General features: G+C 67.6%; 21 protein-coding genes. 15 read left to right on the top strand and 6 right to left on the bottom strand.

Translation table 11 applies throughout. The features are described 5' to 3' along the window. Nucleotides 1-42: 42 nt before the first annotated feature. The gene (locus tag AC5RVV_RS12195) at nt 43-318 is read right to left on the bottom strand and encodes a hypothetical protein (protein ID WP_494001649.1); all 276 of its coding nucleotides are present in this window, start codon (nt 316-318) and stop codon (nt 43-45) included. Between the two features lie 299 nt (nt 319-617). Between AC5RVV_RS12195 and AC5RVV_RS12190 the strand changes: the two genes are divergently transcribed. From AC5RVV_RS12190 to AC5RVV_RS12160, 7 genes are all read left to right on the top strand, one after another. Next, nucleotides 618-1709 (top strand): polyprenyl synthetase family protein, encoded by a 1092-nt coding sequence (locus tag AC5RVV_RS12190; RefSeq protein WP_494001648.1) that lies wholly within the window; start codon nt 618-620, stop codon nt 1707-1709. Between the two features lie 5 nt (nt 1710-1714). Beyond that, nucleotides 1715-2599, top strand: coding sequence for a phytoene/squalene synthase family protein (locus tag AC5RVV_RS12185; protein WP_494001647.1), 885 nt, complete (start codon nt 1715-1717; stop codon nt 2597-2599). Beyond that, nucleotides 2599-4284 (top strand): phytoene desaturase family protein, encoded by a 1686-nt coding sequence (crtI, locus tag AC5RVV_RS12180; RefSeq protein WP_494001646.1) that lies wholly within the window; start codon nt 2599-2601, stop codon nt 4282-4284. Before AC5RVV_RS12185 ends, crtI begins: the two co-directional genes overlap by 1 nt. Further along, nucleotides 4281-4661, top strand: a complete 381-nt coding sequence (locus tag AC5RVV_RS12175) for a lycopene cyclase domain-containing protein (protein ID WP_494001645.1) — start codon at nt 4281-4283, stop codon at nt 4659-4661. Before crtI ends, AC5RVV_RS12175 begins: the two co-directional genes overlap by 4 nt. Next, complete coding sequence (locus tag AC5RVV_RS12170) at nt 4658-5014, top strand: lycopene cyclase domain-containing protein (RefSeq protein ID WP_494001644.1); 357 nt, start codon at nt 4658-4660, stop codon at nt 5012-5014. The genes AC5RVV_RS12175 and AC5RVV_RS12170 overlap by 4 nt, the downstream gene beginning before the upstream one ends. After that, the gene (locus tag AC5RVV_RS12165) at nt 5011-5868 is read left to right on the top strand and encodes a prenyltransferase (RefSeq protein ID WP_494001643.1); all 858 of its coding nucleotides are present in this window, start codon (nt 5011-5013) and stop codon (nt 5866-5868) included. The genes AC5RVV_RS12170 and AC5RVV_RS12165 overlap by 4 nt, the downstream gene beginning before the upstream one ends. Nucleotides 5869-5930: 62 nt before the next feature. Next, nucleotides 5931-6800, top strand: coding sequence for a glycosyltransferase (locus AC5RVV_RS12160; RefSeq protein ID WP_494001642.1), 870 nt, complete (start codon nt 5931-5933; stop codon nt 6798-6800). Here the strand turns inward: AC5RVV_RS12160 and AC5RVV_RS12155 are convergent. Beyond that, nucleotides 6745-7137 carry a VOC family protein gene (locus tag AC5RVV_RS12155; protein WP_494001641.1) on the bottom strand — a complete coding sequence of 131 codons (393 nt, stop codon included), beginning with the start codon at nt 7135-7137 and terminating at the stop codon, nt 6745-6747. The genes AC5RVV_RS12160 and AC5RVV_RS12155 overlap by 56 nt on opposite strands. A gap of 170 nt (nt 7138-7307) precedes the next feature. Between AC5RVV_RS12155 and AC5RVV_RS12150 the strand changes: the two genes are divergently transcribed. Further along, entirely contained in the window at nt 7308-7757 is a 450-nt protein-coding gene (locus AC5RVV_RS12150; protein ID WP_494001640.1) for a YkvA family protein, read from the top strand. On the opposite strand, the gene AC5RVV_RS12145 is transcribed toward AC5RVV_RS12150, so the two are convergent. Continuing rightward, nucleotides 7754-8692 carry a serine/threonine-protein kinase gene (locus AC5RVV_RS12145; protein WP_494001639.1) on the bottom strand — a complete coding sequence of 313 codons (939 nt, stop codon included), beginning with the start codon at nt 8690-8692 and terminating at the stop codon, nt 7754-7756. The genes AC5RVV_RS12150 and AC5RVV_RS12145 overlap by 4 nt on opposite strands. 207 nt (nt 8693-8899) lie before the next feature. Between AC5RVV_RS12145 and AC5RVV_RS12140 the strand changes: the two genes are divergently transcribed. From AC5RVV_RS12140 to AC5RVV_RS12130, 3 genes are all read left to right on the top strand, one after another. Next, a complete protein-coding gene (locus AC5RVV_RS12140; protein WP_494001638.1) occupies nt 8900-9655 on the top strand; it encodes an ANTAR domain-containing protein in 756 nt (251 codons plus the stop codon). Nucleotides 9656-9758: 103 nt separating this feature from the next. Continuing rightward, nucleotides 9759-10103, top strand: coding sequence for a hypothetical protein (locus tag AC5RVV_RS12135; RefSeq protein WP_494001637.1), 345 nt, complete (start codon nt 9759-9761; stop codon nt 10101-10103). After that, nucleotides 10100-10321: a hypothetical protein gene (locus tag AC5RVV_RS12130; RefSeq protein ID WP_494001636.1), complete on the top strand. Its 222-nt coding sequence runs from the start codon at nt 10100-10102 to the stop codon at nt 10319-10321. Before AC5RVV_RS12135 ends, AC5RVV_RS12130 begins: the two co-directional genes overlap by 4 nt. Here AC5RVV_RS12130 and AC5RVV_RS12125 read toward each other — a convergent pair. Both AC5RVV_RS12125 and AC5RVV_RS12120 read right to left on the bottom strand, forming a co-directional pair. Then, nucleotides 10318-11718 carry a dihydrolipoyl dehydrogenase family protein gene (locus AC5RVV_RS12125; RefSeq protein WP_494001635.1) on the bottom strand — a complete coding sequence of 467 codons (1401 nt, stop codon included), beginning with the start codon at nt 11716-11718 and terminating at the stop codon, nt 10318-10320. The genes AC5RVV_RS12130 and AC5RVV_RS12125 overlap by 4 nt on opposite strands. Nucleotides 11719-11871: 153 nt before the next feature. Beyond that, nucleotides 11872-12813 (bottom strand): DMT family transporter, encoded by a 942-nt coding sequence (locus AC5RVV_RS12120; RefSeq protein ID WP_494001634.1) that lies wholly within the window; start codon nt 12811-12813, stop codon nt 11872-11874. A gap of 294 nt (nt 12814-13107) precedes the next feature. Here AC5RVV_RS12120 and AC5RVV_RS12115 point away from each other — a divergent pair, with 294 nt between their 5' ends. Continuing rightward, nucleotides 13108-13728: a phosphoribosylanthranilate isomerase gene (locus AC5RVV_RS12115; protein WP_494001633.1), complete on the top strand. Its 621-nt coding sequence runs from the start codon at nt 13108-13110 to the stop codon at nt 13726-13728. A gap of 17 nt (nt 13729-13745) precedes the next feature. On the opposite strand, the gene AC5RVV_RS12110 is transcribed toward AC5RVV_RS12115, so the two are convergent. Further along, a complete protein-coding gene (locus AC5RVV_RS12110) occupies nt 13746-14438 on the bottom strand; it encodes a TetR/AcrR family transcriptional regulator (protein WP_494001632.1) in 693 nt (230 codons plus the stop codon). 109 nt (nt 14439-14547) lie between these two features. On the opposite strand from AC5RVV_RS12110, the gene AC5RVV_RS12105 reads away from it, so the two are divergent. The 3 genes from AC5RVV_RS12105 to AC5RVV_RS12095 all read left to right on the top strand — a co-directional run bounded on the left by AC5RVV_RS12105 (nt 14548) and on the right by AC5RVV_RS12095 (nt 17617). Continuing rightward, on the top strand, nt 14548-15276 hold the full coding sequence (locus AC5RVV_RS12105; RefSeq protein WP_494001631.1) for a DUF2306 domain-containing protein: 729 nt from the start codon (nt 14548-14550) through the stop codon (nt 15274-15276). A gap of 183 nt (nt 15277-15459) precedes the next feature. Beyond that, complete coding sequence (locus AC5RVV_RS12100; RefSeq protein ID WP_494001630.1) at nt 15460-16587, top strand: DUF4236 domain-containing protein; 1128 nt, start codon at nt 15460-15462, stop codon at nt 16585-16587. Between the two features lie 175 nt (nt 16588-16762). Then, nucleotides 16763-17617, top strand: a complete 855-nt coding sequence (locus AC5RVV_RS12095) for an excalibur calcium-binding domain-containing protein (RefSeq protein WP_494001629.1) — start codon at nt 16763-16765, stop codon at nt 17615-17617. Nucleotides 17618-17848: the final 231 nt, after the last annotated feature.

Below are 17848 nucleotides of genomic sequence, written 5' to 3'. Positions count from 1 at the left end.
GTTGACGGTTTAGCGCCCGGCTGGTTCCACCGCCGCCCGTGGCTAGTGGTGGCCGGCCTTGGTGGTGCCGAACATCAGCGTGCGGCGGGCGATGTCGTAGTACACGGTCTCCGCGGTGGAGAGGAGGTCCTGGAGGTTGTCGGCGTCGTCGGCGTCCAGCGTCAGCACCTCTTCCCACGCGCCCTGGTCCAGGACCAGTTGCAGGGTCCAGGTCCCGCGGGCCCCCGGCTCGCCGGCTACCCAGGTGAACTGATAGTGGCTGAGCTGGCGGACCTTGATGCTGTCGTCGGTGACCGGCTGTTGCGGTGTCGGTGTCATGGTTTGTTCCTTAGGGTGAGGAAGCCTGACCGGCCTCACGTGACGTCGGGGTCCGGACGATATACCCCAACGATACTAAGTGTGCTTACTACGTTCCATGATGGGGCCGCCGCTGGCAAGCCTTTGCCGGATATCGGCGCCGGGCCCCGCCAAACCGGCCGGCTACTTGGGGATCCTGACCCCGCCAATTGCGGGCAATGGTCGCGCACCGGGCCCCGGTGACGCACACTATGGAACAACGAAGTGCAGAAGTGACGGGGGCAGCCTGCGCGCTCCCAACCTTGGGGAGAAGGTCAGTCATGACTCTGAACGCCGAAAGCCGCGCGGCCGCCGAGGCAGCGTCGGATCCTTGTGGCTGGCGGCGGGTAGGCCCCCTCGTCGAAGCGGAGCTTCAGCGTTTCACAGCAGGGAACCGCAGCCGGGCCGGCAAGCTCTCGCGTACTTTTCCCGTGCTGTGGGACCGCATTGAGGCTGCGCTGGGCGGCGGCAAGCGGCTGCGGCCCAGGATGGTTCAGCTCGCGTACCGGTCCTTCGGCGGCGAGGATCCGCGCCGCTGCGCCCGGCTGGGTGCGGCGTTCGAGCTGCTGCACACCGCCCTGGTGATGCACGACGACGTCATCGACAGGGACTTCGTCCGCCGCGGCCTGCCGACCATCGGTGCCCGTTACCGGGACGACGCCAGAGGTCAGGGGCTGCCCGGGCCCGAGGCCGAGCACCTGGGCCACGCGGCGTCGATCATTGCCGGCGACCTCCTGCTGACCAGTGCCCTGCGGATGGCCGGCAGCTCCGGCGCCGGGCTGCCGTGCGCCGACGTCCTGATGGAAACGGTCCACGACGCCGTGTTCGCCTCGGCCGCGGGCGAACTGGATGATGTCCTGCTGTCGGCGGCGACGGAAAGCCCCGGCCTGGGCGACGTCCTCGGCATGGAACGTTTGAAGACGGCGGCCTACTCCTTTGAGGCGCCGCTGAAAGCCGGGGCGCTGTTGGCCGGCGCCGACCGACACCCGGCCGAGGCACTCGCCGCGGTCGGCCGCCGCATCGGGCTGGCCTATCAGATCGTGGACGACGTTCTCGGGACCTTCGGGGAGCCCGGCACCACCGGGAAGTCCGCCGAATCCGACCTGCGTGAAGGCAAACGCACCGTGCTGACCGCGTATGCGGCGGAGGCGGAAGGGTTCGATGACCTGCTGGCCGCGTTTCGCCGCGGCGAGGCGGGGGTCGGCGAGGTCCGCGCGGCGCTCACGGACTGCGGCGCCGACGCGCGGGCGATGCGGCTCGCCCGCATCCTGGTGGACGAAGCGCTCGAGGAGTCCCGCCTCCTGCCCCTGAATGCCGGCGCGTGGAGCGAACTGGCGCGGGTCTGCAACCAGGTGCTGACGAGGGGGAACTAGCGGCCATGGAACCGAACCCACTGCTCCGGTACACCGACGCCGCCGGCCGCAGCGCCGGCGTCGTGATTGCCCGCTATTCCACCTCCTTCGGCTTGGCGTGCCGGCTGCTCGGTCCGGAGGAACGCCGGCACATCGCCAACATCTATGCGCTGGTCCGGGTGGCCGACGAAGCGGTGGACGGAGCGGCTGCCGAGGCCGGGCTCGACGCCGTGGCCGTGCGCGACCAGCTGAACAGGCTGGAACACGAGACGGAGACCGCGCTGCTGACCGGTTACAGCACCAACATGGTGGTGCACGCGTTCGCCGGGACCGCCCGCGCGTGCGGCATCGGCGTCGACCTGACCCGGCCGTTTTTCGCCTCGATGCGCGCGGACATCACGGTGCCCGAACACACCGCAGATTCGTTGGCGGACTACATCTACGGCTCCGCCGAGGTGGTGGGCCTGATGTGCCTGCGGGTGTTCCAAACCATGCCCGGCGCGATGCCCGGCCGGGGCGACGAGCTCGCCGCCGCCGCCCGCCGGCTGGGCTCCGCCTTCCAAAAAGTCAACTTCCTGCGCGACCTCGCCGCCGACCGGGATCAGCTGGGCCGCAGCTACTTCCCGCAGACGGGCGCCGAGGCGTGGGACGAGCAACGGAAGCACGCGCTGGTGGCCGAGATCCGGGCGGACCTCGCTGCCGCCGGGCGGGGCATTGCGCTGCTCCCGCCCGGTGCCTGCACCGCCGTCGAACTGGCCCATGCCTTGTTCAGCGCGCTCGTCGACCGGCTGGAACGGATACCGGCGGAGGAGCTGCTTTCCCGCCGGGTGCGCGTCGGCACGCCGCAGAAGGCCGCGATCGCCCTGCGGATCCTGGCCCGCCAGCGGCTGCGCGGAAGGAGCGCCGCCTGATGGGCACCGCCTCGTTCAAGACCAGGCTGACCGCCCGCCGACGGGCAGCGGGTGCGGCGCCGCAGGCCGGCGGCTCGGGCCATCCGGTCGTGGTCATCGGTGGCGGGGTCTCCGGACTGGCAACGGCCGGGCTGCTGGCCCGGGCGGGGCACCGCGTCACCCTGCTGGAGCAGCGTTCCGTCCTCGGCGGCCGGGCCGGACGGCACGAGCGCGACGGCTTCCGCTTCGACACCGGCCCGTCCTGGTACCTGATGCCGGAGGTGATCGACCACTGGTTCAAACTGATGGGCACCAGCGCAGCAGAGCAGCTGGAGTTGGTGCGGCTGGACCCCGGTTACCGGATCTGGTTCGAGGGGTATCCGGCGGCCACGGAGGTCCGCTCGGGCCGCGAAATCGTGGCGGATCTGTTCGAAGGCCTGCAACCGGGGTCCGGGCCGGCGCTGCACCGCTACCTGGACGAGGCAGCGGAAACGTACCGGCTGGCCAAGGAGCACTTCCTATACGACGATTTCGCCAGCCTGCGCGGCCTGGCCCACCCGCAGGTGCTGCGCCGGGCACCCCGGCTGGCCAAGCTGCTGGGCTGGAGCCTGGACCGTTACGTCCGCGAACGGTTCACGGACCCGCGGCTGCACCAGCTGTTGGGCTACCCGGCGGTGTTCCTGGGCACCAGCCCGTACCGGGCGCCGGCGATGTACCACCTGATGAGCCACCTGGATCTGGACGACGGCGTGTACTACCCGATGGGCGGGTTCGCCGCCCTGGTCGATGCGATGGAGCGGCTGGCGCGGGAGGCCGGCGTCCGGATCGAAACCCGTGCCACGGCCCGGCGGATCGTCACCGGGCGGTCCGGCGCGAAGGCCCGCTGCGAGGCGGTGGTCTGGTCGGATGCCGCCGGCGCCGAACACCGGACGGCGGCGGGCGTCGTCGTCGCCGCGGCGGATCTGCATCACGTGGAGACCGCGCTGCTGCCGGCGCACCTGCGCAGCCACCCGGAACGGGTATGGCGCCGCCGCGACCCCGGTCCCAGCGCCGTGCTGGTCTGCCTGGGCGTGCGCGGGCCGCTGCCGCAGCTGGCCCACCACAACCTGCTCTTCACCCGGGACTGGAAGGAGAACTTCGGCCGCATCCGCTCCGGGTGCGCGCTGGCTCGGGAGACGTCCATCTACGTGTGCAAGCCCAGCGCCACCGACGCCGGGGCGGCGCCCGCCGGGGACGAGAACGTGTTCATCCTGGTTCCCGCCCCGGCTGAGCCGGCCTGGGGCTCGGGCGGTGACGACGGGTCCGGGGCGGCCGCCGTGGAAGCAGTCGCGGATGCCGCCATCGACCAGCTGGCCGCCTGGGCTGGCGCGACTGACCTGTGCGGCCGGATCGCCGTCCGGCGCACCTACGGCCCGGCGGACTTCTCGGACGGCTTCAACGCGTGGCGCGGCAGCGCGCTGGGTCCGGCGCACACCCTGCGGCAGAGCGCCTTCCTGCGCCCGGGCAACCGGAGCCGCCGGGTGGACGGGCTGCACTACGCCGGCAGCTCGGTCCGGCCGGGCATCGGCGTGCCCATGTGCCTGATCAGTGCCGAACTGGTGCTCAAGGCCGTGCAGGGGATCGGGACGCCCGGCGCACTGCCGGAACCGGACCCGGCGGCGCCCGGCCCCGCGCCGTCGTCGGACAGTGCGGGGAGGAGCGCATGATCTACCTGGCCGTGCTGGTGGCGCTGCTGGGCTGCATGGCCTTGCTGGACGCACGCTACAGGCTGTTCTTCTTCGCCCGGCCGGTCGCGGCGGCCGTCACCCTGGCCATCGGACTGGCGTACTTCCTGGCCTGGGACGTCTGGGCGATCGCGCTCGGAATCTTTGTGCACCGCGACTCGCCGTTGATGACCGGCCTGATGCTGGGCCCGGAGTTGCCGCTGGAGGAGGCGTTCTTCCTGGCTTTCCTCTGCTACCAAACCATGATCCTGTTCACCGGGCTGCTGGCATGGGGCCGGCACCGGCGGGCGGCCCGCGCGGCCAGGCCGCAGCTGGCCGGCCGCGACGACGGCGCGCCGGCCGGGGGTGGTGCGGCGTGAGTTTCCTGGAGCTGAATGCGGTCTTCCTCGGCGTCGCGGTGGTGGCGGCAGTGGGCGCGGTTCTGGCCCGGCGGGTGCCCCGCGGGGCAGTCGCGGCGGCCGGCCTGTCCGTCGCGGCGCTGTGGGTGCTCACCGCCGTGTTCGACAACGTCATGATCGCCTCCGGGCTGTTCGACTACGGCGGCCACGCCCTGGCCGGACTACGGATCGGCCTGGCGCCGGTCGAGGACTTTGCCTATCCGTTGGGTGCGGCGCTGCTGCTGCCCGCGGTGTGGCTGATGCTCACGGGCCCGCGCCGCCGTCGTGCGGATGAGAGGGCCGGCCGAGCCGACGGGGGAGGGGAACCGTCGTGATTCGTGAACTGGTCATCACCTCTCGGCCGGTGTCCTGGGTCAACACCGCCTACCCCTTCGCCGCCGGATACCTGCTGGCCTCCGGCGGCGTCGACTGGCTGCTGGTGGTGGGCACCATCTTCTTCCTGGTCCCGTACAACCTGGCGATGTACGGCATTAACGACGTCTTCGACTACGAATCGGACCTGCTCAACCCGCGCAAGGGTGGGGCCGAGGGAGCGGTGGTGGACAGGGCCCGACACCGCGCGATCCTGCAGGCAAGCGCCGTGGCCACGGTGCCGTTCATCGCGGTCCTGGCGGTCGCGGGCAGCGTGGCGTCCAACCTGGTGCTGCTGGTCTCGCTGGCCGCGGTCTACGCTTACAGCGCGCCGGGGCTGCGGTTCAAGGAAAGGCCGTTCCTGGACTCCCTGACCTCCAGCACGCACTTCGTCTCGCCCGCTATCTACGGGCTGGTTCTGGCCGGCGCGGTGTTCACCCCGGGGTTGTGGGCGCTGCTGGCCGCGTACTTCCTGTGGGGCGTGGCCAGCCATGCCTTCGGGGCGGTGCAGGACGTGGTCCCGGACCGTGAGGCCGGGCTCGGGTCGATCGGCACCGTGCTGGGCGCACGCAACACCGTGCTGGTCTCCGCCGCCGCCTATGCCGCTGCCGGACTGCTGATGCTGGCCACCGATTGGCCGGGCCCGCTGGGCGGGCTCCTGGCCCTGCCGTACCTGGCCAACGTGCTGCGCTTCGCCCGGATCGACGACGCGGGCTCGGCCGCCGCGAACGCGGGGTGGAAACGGTTCCTGTGGCTGAACTATGCGGTCGGTTTCCTGGTCACCATACTGCTGATCTGGTACGCGGGAGCCCGGTGAAACCCCGGGGCGACAACGGGTCCGCGGAGGCCCGTCCGACGGAGGGCCGGCATCACACCATCATGACCGTGGTGATCCCGGTGCTCGACGACGCCGCGGCGCTCGCCGACTGCCTCGCGCTGTTGGGGCGGCAGACCCGTGCCGCCTTCGAGGTCATCGTCGTAGACAACAACTGCACCGATTCCTCGGCCCAGGTGGCACGGGCCGCCGGGGCGCGCGTCGTCGTCGAACGCCGTCCCGGCATCCCGGCGGCATCGGCTGCGGGCTACGACGCCGCCGCCGCGGGGTTTGATGCTGCCGCCCGCTTCGACACCCCCGCCGCCGCTCCCAGCCTCGCCGCCCCCGCTGCCGGTTTCGCGGCCGTCCCGGCGTTCGATGCCGCCGCCGCGGTGATCGTCCGCTGCGACGCCGACACCCGTCCTCCCGCCGACTGGCTGGCACGGATCGGTGCCGCCTTCGACGCCGATCCCTGCCTGGACGCGCTGACCGGCCCGGGCCGGTTTTACGACCTGCGGCGGCCGGTGGCTTGGCTGGCCAGCGCCGCGTACGGCTCCGGCTACCGGCTCGGCGCCGGCCTCGCGATGGCGGCCACCCCGGTGTGGGGGTCGAACTTCGCCATGCGACGGTCTGCCTGGGAGCGGGCCATGGCGGGCGTCCACCGCGACCGGCAGGACATCCACGACGACCTGGACCTGAGCTTCCAACTGGCTCCGTGGGCGCGGATCAGGTTCGACCGGCGGCTGCGCGTCGGCGCGGCCGGGCGGATCTTCGCCGGCCGAACCGCGTTTGCCCGGCGCTTCCGCTGGGCCCTCACCACGGTGGCGGTGAACTGGGCGGTCCAGCCACCCGGGCAGCGGTGGCTGCGGCGCTTTAACGTCAGGACGCCGGAGCGGAGGAGCCCAGCATCTCCAGGTAGTGCGGGTTCTGCATGATGCCGAGGACGTTGCCGAACGGATCCACCACCGAGGCCGTGACGAAACCGTGGCCGCGTTCCGTGACGGGCTCCAGCTCCTTCGCGCCCTTGTCCAGCAGGCGCTGCCGCACGGCCCGCACGTCGTCCACATGCCAGTAGAGGATCGCGCCGCCGGGGTCGATAGCGTGTCCGGGCGGAGCGTGCATGGTGTCGATCAGCCCCAGCTCGTGCTCGTAGTCGCCGACCCGGAACTCCGCATAGCCCGGCTGCTCAAAGTAGGGCTTCTTCCCCAGCAGGTCGGAGTACCACTCGACCGCCGCCGGCAGGTCCGGGGTGTAATAGCTGACCGTACTCATTCCGCGCAGCATGGGTCCCTCCGAAGGATTGCCGAAGCCGGCCCGGCACTCGCCGGGCCGCCGTGATGGTTGGACGCTACCGCACATGGACGTCCCTGTCTGCCCTACAGTTGCGGTAGCGCGGCCAGGAAAAGTACGACGTCGGGGCCGTGCCGGGAAGGGAGCAGAGAGTGGACTGGGTTGACCTGCTGGTCGGTGTTGCCGGTGGCCTCGTCCTGGTCTATGCGGTGCTGCTGGCCTGCCTGTGGTGGTACGCGCGCCGGCATCCGGAGACGGTGGGAATGCGCGATGCCCTGCGCCTGCTGCCGGATCTGTTGCGGCTGCTGCGCCGGTTGACGGGGGACCGCGCGGTTCCGGCGCGGGTCCGGATTCTGCTCGTGCTGCTGCTGGCCTACCTGGCCAGCCCCATCGACTTGGTGCCGGATTTCTTACCGGTCATCGGGTATGCCGACGACGTCCTGGTCGTCGCCTGGGCCCTGCGGCTGCTGATTCGGTCCGCGGGCCCGGAGGCATTGCGCCGGCACTGGCCCGGTACTCCGGCGGGACTTCGCGTGATAGAACGCTTGGCCGGGCTGCCGGCGTCGGACCCCGGACCGGCAGAGCAGCCGCGAAAGCCTTAGCGCGCGGCCGCTTTCAGGCGGTGGGGTCCGTGGTTCGGCACGACGGGGATGTCCAGCCGGCGCCTGCCCCACAGCCGCCGCCTGCCCCGGAGCGAAAGCTCCATCTCCTCCAGCGCCAGCGCCACCTCCCGTCCGGTAGGGCGTTCCGCCGGGTCGGCAGCCGTCATGGCGCCCAGCAGCAACACCCAGTCGGGACCGAGGCTGGCCGGGATCTCCGGATCACGCAGCAGCCGGGCAACCGCTGCTTCCAGCGGCGGACCGGGAAAGGCGGGCTTGCCGGTCAAGCACTCCAACAGCACCAGGCCAAGGGAGTAGATGTCGCTGGCCGGGCCGGCGGGCTCGCCCTTGGCCTGCTCGGGGCTCAGGTAGGCGGCGGTCCCATAGATGCCGTCCTCGCGTGCATCTTCGGAAATCACGACGGCGATGCCGAAGTCGGTGAGTTTGGCCCGGAGCCGCGAGGCGTCGTCGTCGTAATTGAGAAGCATGATGTTGCCGGGCTTGATGTCCCGGTGGACCACGGAGTTGTTGTGGATGTAGGCGATTCCCTCGGCCAGCTCGCGGCCAACCTGGGCCACGTGGCGCGGCGGCAGCGGCCCCTCCGCCAGGCGCGTTCTCAGGTCCGCGCCTTCGATCAGCTCCATGACCAGGTAGATCTGCGGGTGTCCCGCTTCCACGCGGTCGATGCCCGCGTCCAGCAGGATCACCAGGTTGGGGTGGTTCAGCCGCGCCAGGAGCTTGATTTCCGCGTCATCGCGGTGGAACTCTGCCTCGTTCATCGAGGGCCGCTGGATGACCTTGACGGCGACCTCGCGTCCCAAGACGGCATCCTCCGCCCGATACACCCGCGCGCTCGCTCCGGTCCCGACAAGTTCCTTGAGCCGGTATCGCCCGCCCAGGAGCGTGCCGGCCCGATCTGAATGAGGCGTACTCGCCAACGTCTCCTGCTTTCCGGCTGGCCCTTTGACAGCACACTTAGCATCGTACGGTGTCGAGTGCCAAGTAGTTGCCTGAAGCGATTGGTATTCCGAATCGTTATCAGCGAGGGAGGGGGAGGCCGTAGGCCGGCGAAACAGATTCCGCCCCACTGGCTCTAGCTGTGACCCGCGTCACGAGGTGTAGCGTGGACGTACGCCGGAGCATCAGTGGAGGACATCATGGCAGGCGAGATTTTTGATGATTCCGAGACGACAGTCAGGGACTTTCTTCACGGACTGGCTGCCGACAGTGCGGACATCGAAGCGTTCCTCAACGCGGTGGCCCGTTTGGCCGTTCACAATTTGTCGCGGCCCGGCGAGGAACTCCTGGTCGGCATCACGCTGCTGCGCCATAAGAAGGCCGGCACGGTCGCGAGCAGTAGCGACCGTGCGCAGAAGATGGACGAGATTCAGTACGAATACGCAGACGGACCGTGCCTGCGCGCCGCTCGCGAACACACGGTGGTACACATGGCAGACCTGCAGACAGAAACGACGTGGCCTGAATACACCCAGGACGTTCTGGCCGAAGGCATCCGGTCCATCCTGGCCGTGCCGATTCCGCTTGAGAGCGGGGACAGCGCGGGGCTGAACCTCTACTCGGATATGCCGAAAAGGTTTGATGCGGAAGCGCTTAAGGCCGCCGAACAATACGCGCACCAGGCCTCCCAGGCATTGTCCCTGGCGGTCCGGCTGGCCCGGCATCGGGAGACCGAAGCGGATTTGAAGGCGGCGCTGGAATCACGAACGACCATTGCCGTTGCCGTCGGGATCATCATGGGTCAAAGCCGCTGCAGCCAGGACGAAGCCTTCGCGATGCTCAAGTCAGCCTCCAACACCCGCAACATCAAGCTCCGCGAGCTGGCCTCCGACATCGTCGCCTCCACCGGAACTCCGTCGGCCGAAACCCATTTCGACAAATAACCCGTACGCATCGCCTCCAGCCCTTGAGCAAGGGGAGATGTACTTGTAGCGTTGGGTCCGGTTAAGCAGTTGGCCATCGATCCACTCATATGGAGAGCCGATCATGGATCACAAACTGCGTGTACTTGTCAGGCTTGATATCGACCGTTCCTCGGCGGTCATCGAGGTCAGCGGGTGCCTGACCGCGGACAGCTGCACAGCGCTTTTACCCCTGTTCCATCGCATGGAGCGCCTTGCCCGCGGAATGCTAATCACGGTAGATCTGTCCGACGCGCAGCACATTGAACGCCGCGGCCTGGAGATGCTCGAACGGTTCGGCGCAGGAGAGCAAGTTGGCGCAGCGCAGCCGGGCCCCTTCACCGGCACTCTTGCGGTAGCCGCTCCCGCGAATCTGCCGCAGTGCCCGGCTTTGCCCATTGGCCGGGCACCTTTGCAGGGGGCGGCATGAACAGCATGATTCGGGCGTCCGGACGTTCGCCGTTTCCCGCCGATCTGTCGATCCTGCCCACGGACCAGCTATTGAATCTCAGCAACCGGTGCTTTCGGGACCTGGATTGTGAGCACCCTGTCCGGGACGCGCTGTTCCAGTACTACGCACTCGCCGCGGAGCTCGAAGTCCGGGAAGCCGCCACGAAGGACACCGGAAAGCAGGCGCTGGACGCCTAGTCCTCCAGCCACGCAGGTGTGAACAGCAGGTTCAACCCCTCGGAGACGGTGGGGTGTGTGATGATCGCGTCTCGCACCGCGGTGTAGTCCATTCCCCCGATCATCGCCATCTGCAGCACCGCGATTGCCTCGCTGGCCCCCGTTCCCAGCAGCGCGGCACCCAGGATCTTGCCGGTCCGTCGGTCCAGCACGGCCTTCCATTCGCCGTCCAGCTCACCAAGGGTCCTGGCGCGGGGGATCGCGCTGACCGGCATCCTGGCGATCCGCACCTCGTGGCCGGTCTCCCGGGCCTGGGCCTCCGTCATCCCCACCCTGGCGAGCTCCGGCGTCGTAAAGACGGTGTAGGGGATTAACCGCCCCTGGGTAGACCGGGGCTTGCCCTCGCGCCGCGCGGCGGCCAGGTTGGCTTTCAAGATCCGGTAGTCGTCGTAGGAGGCGTGGGTGAACTGCGGGGAGCCGGCCGCGTCGCCGGCGGCCCATACGCCGTCGGCCGTGGTGCGTAGCTGGTCGTCCACTTGGACGAAGCCCTTGTCAGTCAGCTCCACCCCGGCCTTCTCCAGCCCCATCCCGTCCGTCATCGGCCGGCGTCCCAGCGCCAGCAACACGTCGTCCGCGGTGACGGTCTCCCCGGTGGACAGCGTCACGGTCACGCTCCCGTCGGCGGCGCGTTCGATCTTCTCCGCGGACGACTCGAGCTTCAGCGTGATCCCGGCGTCGGTGAAGTTCCGGGCCACCAGCCCGGCCACGTCGGCGTCCTCCCGCGGCAGCAACTGCCCGGCGCGCTGGATCACCGTGACCTCCACGCCGATGGTGTTCAGCAGGTCGGCGAACTCGCAGCCGATGTAGCCGCCGCCCAAGATCACCATGCTCGCCGGCAGCTCCTCCAGGTGCAGCAGGGTGTTGCTGGTCTGCACCCCGGATTCGGCCAGGCCGTCGATGGTGGGCAGGGCCGGCTCGGTGCCCAGATTGAGCACGACGTCGGTGCCGCGCAGGAGGCGGGTGCCGCCGTCGTTCAGCGCCACTTCCACCGTTTTCTCGGCCACGAACTTGGCCTCGCCAAGGATAAAGTCCATGCCCGACCCCGCGAACAGCTTCTGCTGCCCGGCGACCATGGTGTCCACCACGTCCTCCTTGCGGCGGCGCAGCAGGTCGAGGTCCATCCGGGGCTGCTCCGCGCCCGCCACGCCGAACTCGGCCGCCCGACGCACGGTGTCCAGCACCCGGCCGGACTGGATGAGGGTCTTGGTGGGAATGCACGCCACGTTGATGCAGGTGCCGCCGACCATCGCCCGCTCCACCATCGCCACCTTCTGGCCGGACTTGGCCAGGTCCATCGCCAGCGACTTGCCGGCCTTCCCGCCGCCGATCACCAGCAGGTCGAAATCCTCGGGTTCCATGTCCATCCTTCCCTCGGTTTGCTGTTCGCGGCTGGTTTTCACGCTCGCCGCTTACGGTCACAGCGCATGCTCGGGCGCGCTTGCGCCTTCCCTTGCAGCCGCCTTGAAGCCACCGTACGCCTGATAGCGGCTCCCGTTCCAAAGGGACGGACGCTAAGGAATTTCCTCAGCGGCTGAATCCCTGCGAGGTTCCACGGCGGGCCGCGAGCCCTTGCGCCCGGCGCTTGTTTTGTCCCGGGTGGTGAAGAACACGCCGCACATCACCAGGGCTGCGCCGAGTATCTGCATGACGCTGATGCTCTCGTTCAGCAGCAGATACGCACCGAGCATGGTGAAGACCGGCACGAAGTTCAGGAACACGGACGTCTGGGACGCCCCGAGGACGGCAACGGCCCGGTTGTACAGCATCAGGGCAATCACCGACGGGAAGACGCCGAGGTACACGAGGCCGGACCAGTGGCCTCCGCCGATCCGCGGAACTCCCACGATCAGCCACTCCGCCGCCATGACGGGCAGCAGGATTATGACCGACAGCCCGGTCATCACCAGGACCGCCCCGTAGGACGGGAACAGGTGCAGATACTTCTTCACCGCGATCGAATACACCGCCCAGGACACGGCGGCCAACGCCATGATGGCATCCCCGATGTTCCAGGACAGGTCGGCGAGGCGAGCCAACTGCCCGTCGGTCACCACCCATAGCGCGCCGCATACGGACAGCACGACGCCGAACCACTGGACCGCCCTGAGCCGCTCGCGCAACAGCCAGAAGCTGAGGGCCACCGTCACCGCCGGCACCGAGGCTTCCAGCACCGAGGCGTTGGTGGCCGAGGTGAATTGGAGGGCGGTGTAGATCAGCGTATTGAAGAGGGCGACTCCGGTGAGCGTCATCAGCAGCAGCGGTCTGCGGTGCTGGAGGAACAGGCGGCGGGACTGCCAGGCGCTGCGGTAGCCCAGCGGGAGCAACACCAGGAAGGCAATGAAGACCCGGAAGAACGCGATGGTCAAAGGCGGCAGGTCGCCGAGCGCCTTGCCGGTCAAGATATTGCCGGCGTAGAAGATGACCACCAGCAGGAGGAGGACGTAGGCGCGCATTCTCCTCCTCTGGTCGGCTTCCGGCGCTCGTCCCTCATACCCTACGTGTCGGGGGCAAGGCCTGACCGGAACTCGTCGGCCGACCCGGACGCGGTGCACCTGCGGGCGGCTACGATGGTGTCCTCAAGAGTGGCGGGCTCCAGAGTCGGCTGCGCTCGCCGGAGCGCGCATCCCAGAAGGTGCTTGGCGGAGTCCGTGGCCACGGCAAAGCCCTCGCGTCGAAATCCTGAGCAGTTTCGGTCCCGAGAGCGAGCGGATGCACACGTACACGCACAGCACGAACGGGCAGGAATAATGGCTGAAACCTATGTCAAGATCTGCGGACTGCGGACTCCAGAGGCGGTCGCCGCCGCTATCGACGCCGGCGCGGACGCGGTCGGCTTCGTCTTCGCCCCCGGTGGCCCGCGCACAGTCGGTGCCCAATTGGCACGCGCGCTCGGCGAAACCGTGCCGGCGGATGTCGAAACGGTCGGCGTGTTCCGCAACCAGCCCATCGGCGAGGTGCTCGAAACCGCCAGGGCCGCGGCAGTGACCACCGTCCAGCTGCACGGCGACGAGCCGCGCCGCGACATCCGCATGCTCGAGGACGCGGGGTTCCGGACTCTGCGCGCCTTCTCCGCCGGTGCCTACGAAGCCCTCCCCGCGGACGAAAAGGCGGACTGGGACACCGGGCGGATCCTGCTCGACGCAGTCGAGCCCGGCGCCGGAGTGACCTTCGACGGGAGCGCCATCCAGGCGCAACCGCCGCGGGGGTTCTGGCTGCTGGCGGGCGGGCTGACTCCCGCCAACGTCGGCGGGTTGATTGCCACGCTCCGGCCGAACGGCGTGGATGTGTCCAGCGGCGTTGAATCCCGCCGCGGCGTCAAGGACGTCGGGCTGATTCGCGATTTCGTACAGGCCGCCAAAATGCAGTGATCCAGCCGCGCGCCGCCTTAGCGCTGGGCCGAGGTCCAACCCTGCTGGTGGAGCCTTTCGAAACCGTCCAGCAGCAGGTCCAGCGCAAACTCGAACTCGAACTGGTCGTCGCAGCCCTGGCCGACCACTGACCCGTCGTCGTGCGCTCCCGCCATGGCAACCTCGGCGATATGGGGGTACCGCGCGGCCATCATCTGCAGAATCTCCGGCGGCACGTCCGCCGGCGCGCTCTGGGAGTCGTCGAACAGCTCCTGGGTGAAACCCCACATCCGGCTGCCCAAGGCGTGCATCACGTGGTGGGTGAGGTCGACCGAGAATCCGCCGGCGCGGAACATGCCGATCACCGAGTCCATGTAGTCCAGGACAACCGGCGACTTGTTGGTGCGCGACTCGAGTACTTGGCGGGCCCATGGGTGGCGCAGCAGGACCTCCCGGGCGGAGAGGATCCGCTCACGGACCGCGTTCCGCCAATCCGTCCCGCTGGGTCGCGTCTCGATCTCGCCGACGATGACGTCGACCATGCCGTCGAGCAGTTCTTCCTTGTTGGCGACGTGCTTGTAGAGGGCCATCGGGACCACGCCCAGTTCCTGGGCCAGCTTGCGCATGCTGAGCGCGTCCACACCGGCTTCGTCGGCAAGAACGACGGCGGCGCTCAACACCCGCTCCCTGTTCAGCGGGGTGCGGCGTGCCGACTCCACCTGCTGAGCCATCAGGACCACCCTTTCTGATGGCAGATATCTCTTGACAAGTGTACAACGTACACCTACTTTTAAATCACAAGGTGTACGCCGTACACCCATCAACTTGGGGAAGCAAACAATGGCTGCAGAAACCATCGCCGTCACCAAGGCCTCCGGGCGCCAGCCCCGCGGCCGCTGGCTCATACCCGCCGGCTTGATCTTTGTCAGCCTCATCCCGGTCATCTTCGGCTCGATACGCGTGGCCGAGCTGACCGGGGGAGCGGCGGTCGCGCCGGCCAACCAGCGGTTCTTCGACTCGCCCCTTCCCGTGCTGATCCACATCCCCGCGGCCATCGTCTACAGCCTGGTCGGGGCCTTCCAGTTTGTGCCCTCGCTGCGCCGCGGCAAGCGAGGCAGGCACAGCTGGCACCGCATCGCCGGGGTTGTCCTCATCCCGGCCGGCCTGCTCGTTGCCCTCTCCGGCCTTTGGATGTCCGTCTTCTACGACCTCCCGCCCGACGACGGCGTCATCCTGCTCGTACTTCGACTGGTGTTCGGCACGGCCATGACGGTGAGCATCGTCCTGGGCATCCTCGCGATCCGGCGGCGCAACTTCGCCGCACACGGTGCCTGGATGGCCCGCGGCTACGCCATCGGAATCGCGGCCGGAACGCAGGCCCTGGTGACCATCCCCTGGATCCTCCTGGTCGGCCCGACCAACGAACTGAGCCGCGCAGTGCTCATGGGGGCCGCCTGGCTGCTCAACCTCGCCGCCGCCGAGTACTTTATCCGCCGGCGCGCCGGAAGGTCCGGGCACTCGAGGCGCGCGTCCGGCAGGCGCGCTACGCTTCCGGCTGTAGCTTCCTGATGAGGCCCGCGGTCCCAGGGAAGTTTGGCCCTCAAGGTCGTCAGCTGGTCGACGTGGCCCAGCCCTACCCGTCTACCCAAGCACAGCAAGCGTCACCAACTTCCCGATCGTTGAGCCAGCGCTTTAGCCGCTGTACGTCCGATAGGCTAAAGCCCAGTCAATCGTTTCTTCGGGGGAGAAGTCATGGCACGAGCGAGCTTCAAGATAGCGCCAGGTGTTCGCATCACTGCGTCCGGCCGAGGCATCCGGACGAGCCTTGGAGACAGCGTCGTGCAGGATTCCTCTGGCGCTGGCTGGAGTTATTCGGCAGCTAAGGTCGCCGGAATCCAGGTGAGCCAGTCGAGCCTTACTTCGCCGCTGCAGCGTCGGCAGGGCGGTTCTTCCCAATTTAAACGTCCCAGTCTCGCGCAGCTTGAGCGCGCCGACAAAGCAGCCGCAGCCGAGGCGCAGATTGCGGAGCTCGCGGCGCTGGAGATGTCCTTGGTGACACTCCATCACGAGGACTTTGAGCGCGCGGCCCCGGCGTACGTTCCAGTGCCGCCGGTGGCCAACTACGAGCTTATTCGGACTGCGTTGGCCCAGCAGGTGCTCGCGGAAATAGGTCGTTTTCAGCTGGCCGAACGCAAGGCGGCGAAGGCGCAAGCCGATCAAATGGCACATGCTGAGAAGGCTCGACTTGAAGCTGAATGGCAGCGAAGCTACGAGGTTCAATGCAAACTTGCCCAGGAGAACTGGGAGAAACTCCTCCGGCATGAACCGGAGACGGTCATGATGGCGTTGGAGGAAGCGTTTGGTGACAACGTATCCGAAGCGACGTGTGTTGATGTGGGCGTCGAAGAGGGTGAGAACTACGCCACCGTGGTCATCCTGTTTGGACCGGCACAGATGGTGCCGGAAAGGACACCCTCCTATACCCCATTGGGGAAACTTACGACCAAGAAGCGGACCAGGGCGGACCGCAACGCGCTGTATGTCAGCGCACTAGCATCGACGGTACTGGCTACGGTGAAGGAGGGGCTGGCCGTAGCGCCGTCCCTCGCGGAGATTCGCGTCGTCGTAATGAGGAAAGACTCGGCGGCGGCAACGCCCGCGGACTTCTTGACGCCCATCTTTGCTGGCTCATTCCATAGATCGAGACTTGAGCGGGTGCGGTGGCGGGATGTTGATCCCGTTGCACTCCTCCTGACGGCTGATGAGGCAGTTTTCACCAGAAAGGGCGCGGCAGGCGACGTAATGCCTATCAGCATTGGCGGCAGTTCCGGGCTGCAGCAATTGCTCGAGTCGTTCAAATCCATCGTGACCAGGGACTGACCTGATTTCGGGTCATTATTCGCGCTCCCTTTGAGTCGAACTCTAGGGCGAACCGAACTTCGGCTGCTATTCTGCCAACAGTGCGTAAACGCTTCATCACTAAGTTGGGGAACCCATGTATCACAATCCGTACGATCAACCTGCCCAAAGTCAGGCTCCCAAGTGGCGTCCCAGTGTGTCCTTCTGGATTATTGCCGCTGTTCTGTTGCTGCTGCTGATACTTTCCGTGGCGTCCGGCGGGTTCGGCGCGTATCTCGTCCTCTTGGGGATTGTCGCATTGCTAACCGCCATATTCGCGCTCGTGTTCAGGCGTCAGTCCTGGATAGGGCTCAGGAACGGGAAGGCAGCTAAATCTACAGCCTTGGGCGGAGTGCTGGTCTTCGTCCTGGGTCTCGTTGTCACGGGTACCTCTGCGACCGGAAGCGACAAACTCGAGCCCGCTGCGGGTAATGTCACGGCCACTCCTTCGCCGAGCGCCAGCATGATCGCCAACACTGGCTGTGACGTCGAGGATGCTCGACGCGGTGTTAGAGGGGAGGTCTATTTCTGCACGGAAAATGAAAACGGTGAGCTTGTGTGGATGGACAGGGATGCGCACGACGAAGTGGTAGCAGCAGCATTCGCCGCGGAAAAAGCAGAGAAGGAAGCTGCGGCGAAGAAGGCGGCAGAGGAAAAGAAGGTGGCTGCAGAAAAGGCAGCAGCTGAAAAGAAGGCGGCCGCAGAAAAGGCAGCAGCTAAAAAGAAGGCTGCTGCCGCTAAGAAGGCTCAGGAAGAAGCGGCAGCTGAAAAGAGGGCCGCGGAGGAAGCAGCGGCGGCCGAAAAAAGAGCCGCTGAGGAAGCAGCGGCGGCTGAGCAGAGGGCCGCAGAGGAAGCCGAGGCAAACGTCCCCGCAGTTCCAGCACCGGCACCTGCGGCCTACTACCCGAACTGCGCTGCAGCTAGAGCTGCAGGAGCTGCTCCGGTCTACAGTGGAGCCCCCGGTTATGGTTCACACCTCGACCGCGACGGCGATGGCGTCGCTTGCGAGTAGTAAGCTTGTCCAGCTGAACTGATTGGGGGGTGTTCTCCTGTAGCGGCTGCGTTGCGGGAGAACGCCCCTAAAGGTAACGCATACATAATGCGGATCATCCGGTCCGAGCAGAGGAGTTGCAGGTGGCTGTTCTGGCCGCCGACCTAGCTCCGACACGTGAGCCTCTTATGCGCAAGCCTCGCTTCCTGTCCTTGCTCCATCCAAACCGCTGGTGTTTGAGATCAGGACTTT

This window comes from Arthrobacter sp. MDT2-34-1 (assembly GCF_059091365.1).
Note: the sequence above shows the minus strand (reverse complement) of the source record. Positions and strands in the feature narration are given on the sequence as shown.

Excerpts from the sequence above, each read along its gene's own strand:
- AC5RVV_RS12130 (WP_494001636.1), top strand. The coding sequence starts at position 10,100 with ATGAACAGCATGATTCGGGCGTCCGGACGTTCGCCGTTTCCCGCCGAT.
- crtI (WP_494001646.1), top strand. The coding sequence starts at position 2,599 with ATGGGCACCGCCTCGTTCAAGACCAGGCTGACCGCCCGCCGACGGGCA.
- AC5RVV_RS12105 (WP_494001631.1), top strand. The coding sequence starts at position 14,548 with ATGGCTGCAGAAACCATCGCCGTCACCAAGGCCTCCGGGCGCCAGCCC.
- AC5RVV_RS12175 (WP_494001645.1), top strand. The coding sequence starts at position 4,281 with ATGATCTACCTGGCCGTGCTGGTGGCGCTGCTGGGCTGCATGGCCTTG.
- AC5RVV_RS12160 (WP_494001642.1), top strand. The coding sequence starts at position 5,931 with ATGACCGTGGTGATCCCGGTGCTCGACGACGCCGCGGCGCTCGCCGAC.
- AC5RVV_RS12195 (WP_494001649.1), bottom strand. The coding sequence starts at position 318 with ATGACACCGACACCGCAACAGCCGGTCACCGACGACAGCATCAAGGTC.
- AC5RVV_RS12120 (WP_494001634.1), bottom strand. The coding sequence starts at position 12,813 with ATGCGCGCCTACGTCCTCCTCCTGCTGGTGGTCATCTTCTACGCCGGC.
- AC5RVV_RS12135 (WP_494001637.1), top strand. The coding sequence starts at position 9,759 with ATGGATCACAAACTGCGTGTACTTGTCAGGCTTGATATCGACCGTTCC.
- AC5RVV_RS12190 (WP_494001648.1), top strand. The coding sequence starts at position 618 with ATGACTCTGAACGCCGAAAGCCGCGCGGCCGCCGAGGCAGCGTCGGAT.
- AC5RVV_RS12110 (WP_494001632.1), bottom strand. The coding sequence starts at position 14,438 with ATGGCTCAGCAGGTGGAGTCGGCACGCCGCACCCCGCTGAACAGGGAG.
- AC5RVV_RS12155 (WP_494001641.1), bottom strand. The coding sequence starts at position 7,137 with ATGAGTACGGTCAGCTATTACACCCCGGACCTGCCGGCGGCGGTCGAG.
- AC5RVV_RS12100 (WP_494001630.1), top strand. The coding sequence starts at position 15,460 with ATGGCACGAGCGAGCTTCAAGATAGCGCCAGGTGTTCGCATCACTGCG.
- AC5RVV_RS12185 (WP_494001647.1), top strand. The coding sequence starts at position 1,715 with ATGGAACCGAACCCACTGCTCCGGTACACCGACGCCGCCGGCCGCAGC.
- AC5RVV_RS12115 (WP_494001633.1), top strand. The coding sequence starts at position 13,108 with ATGGCTGAAACCTATGTCAAGATCTGCGGACTGCGGACTCCAGAGGCG.
- AC5RVV_RS12125 (WP_494001635.1), bottom strand. The coding sequence starts at position 11,718 with ATGGAACCCGAGGATTTCGACCTGCTGGTGATCGGCGGCGGGAAGGCC.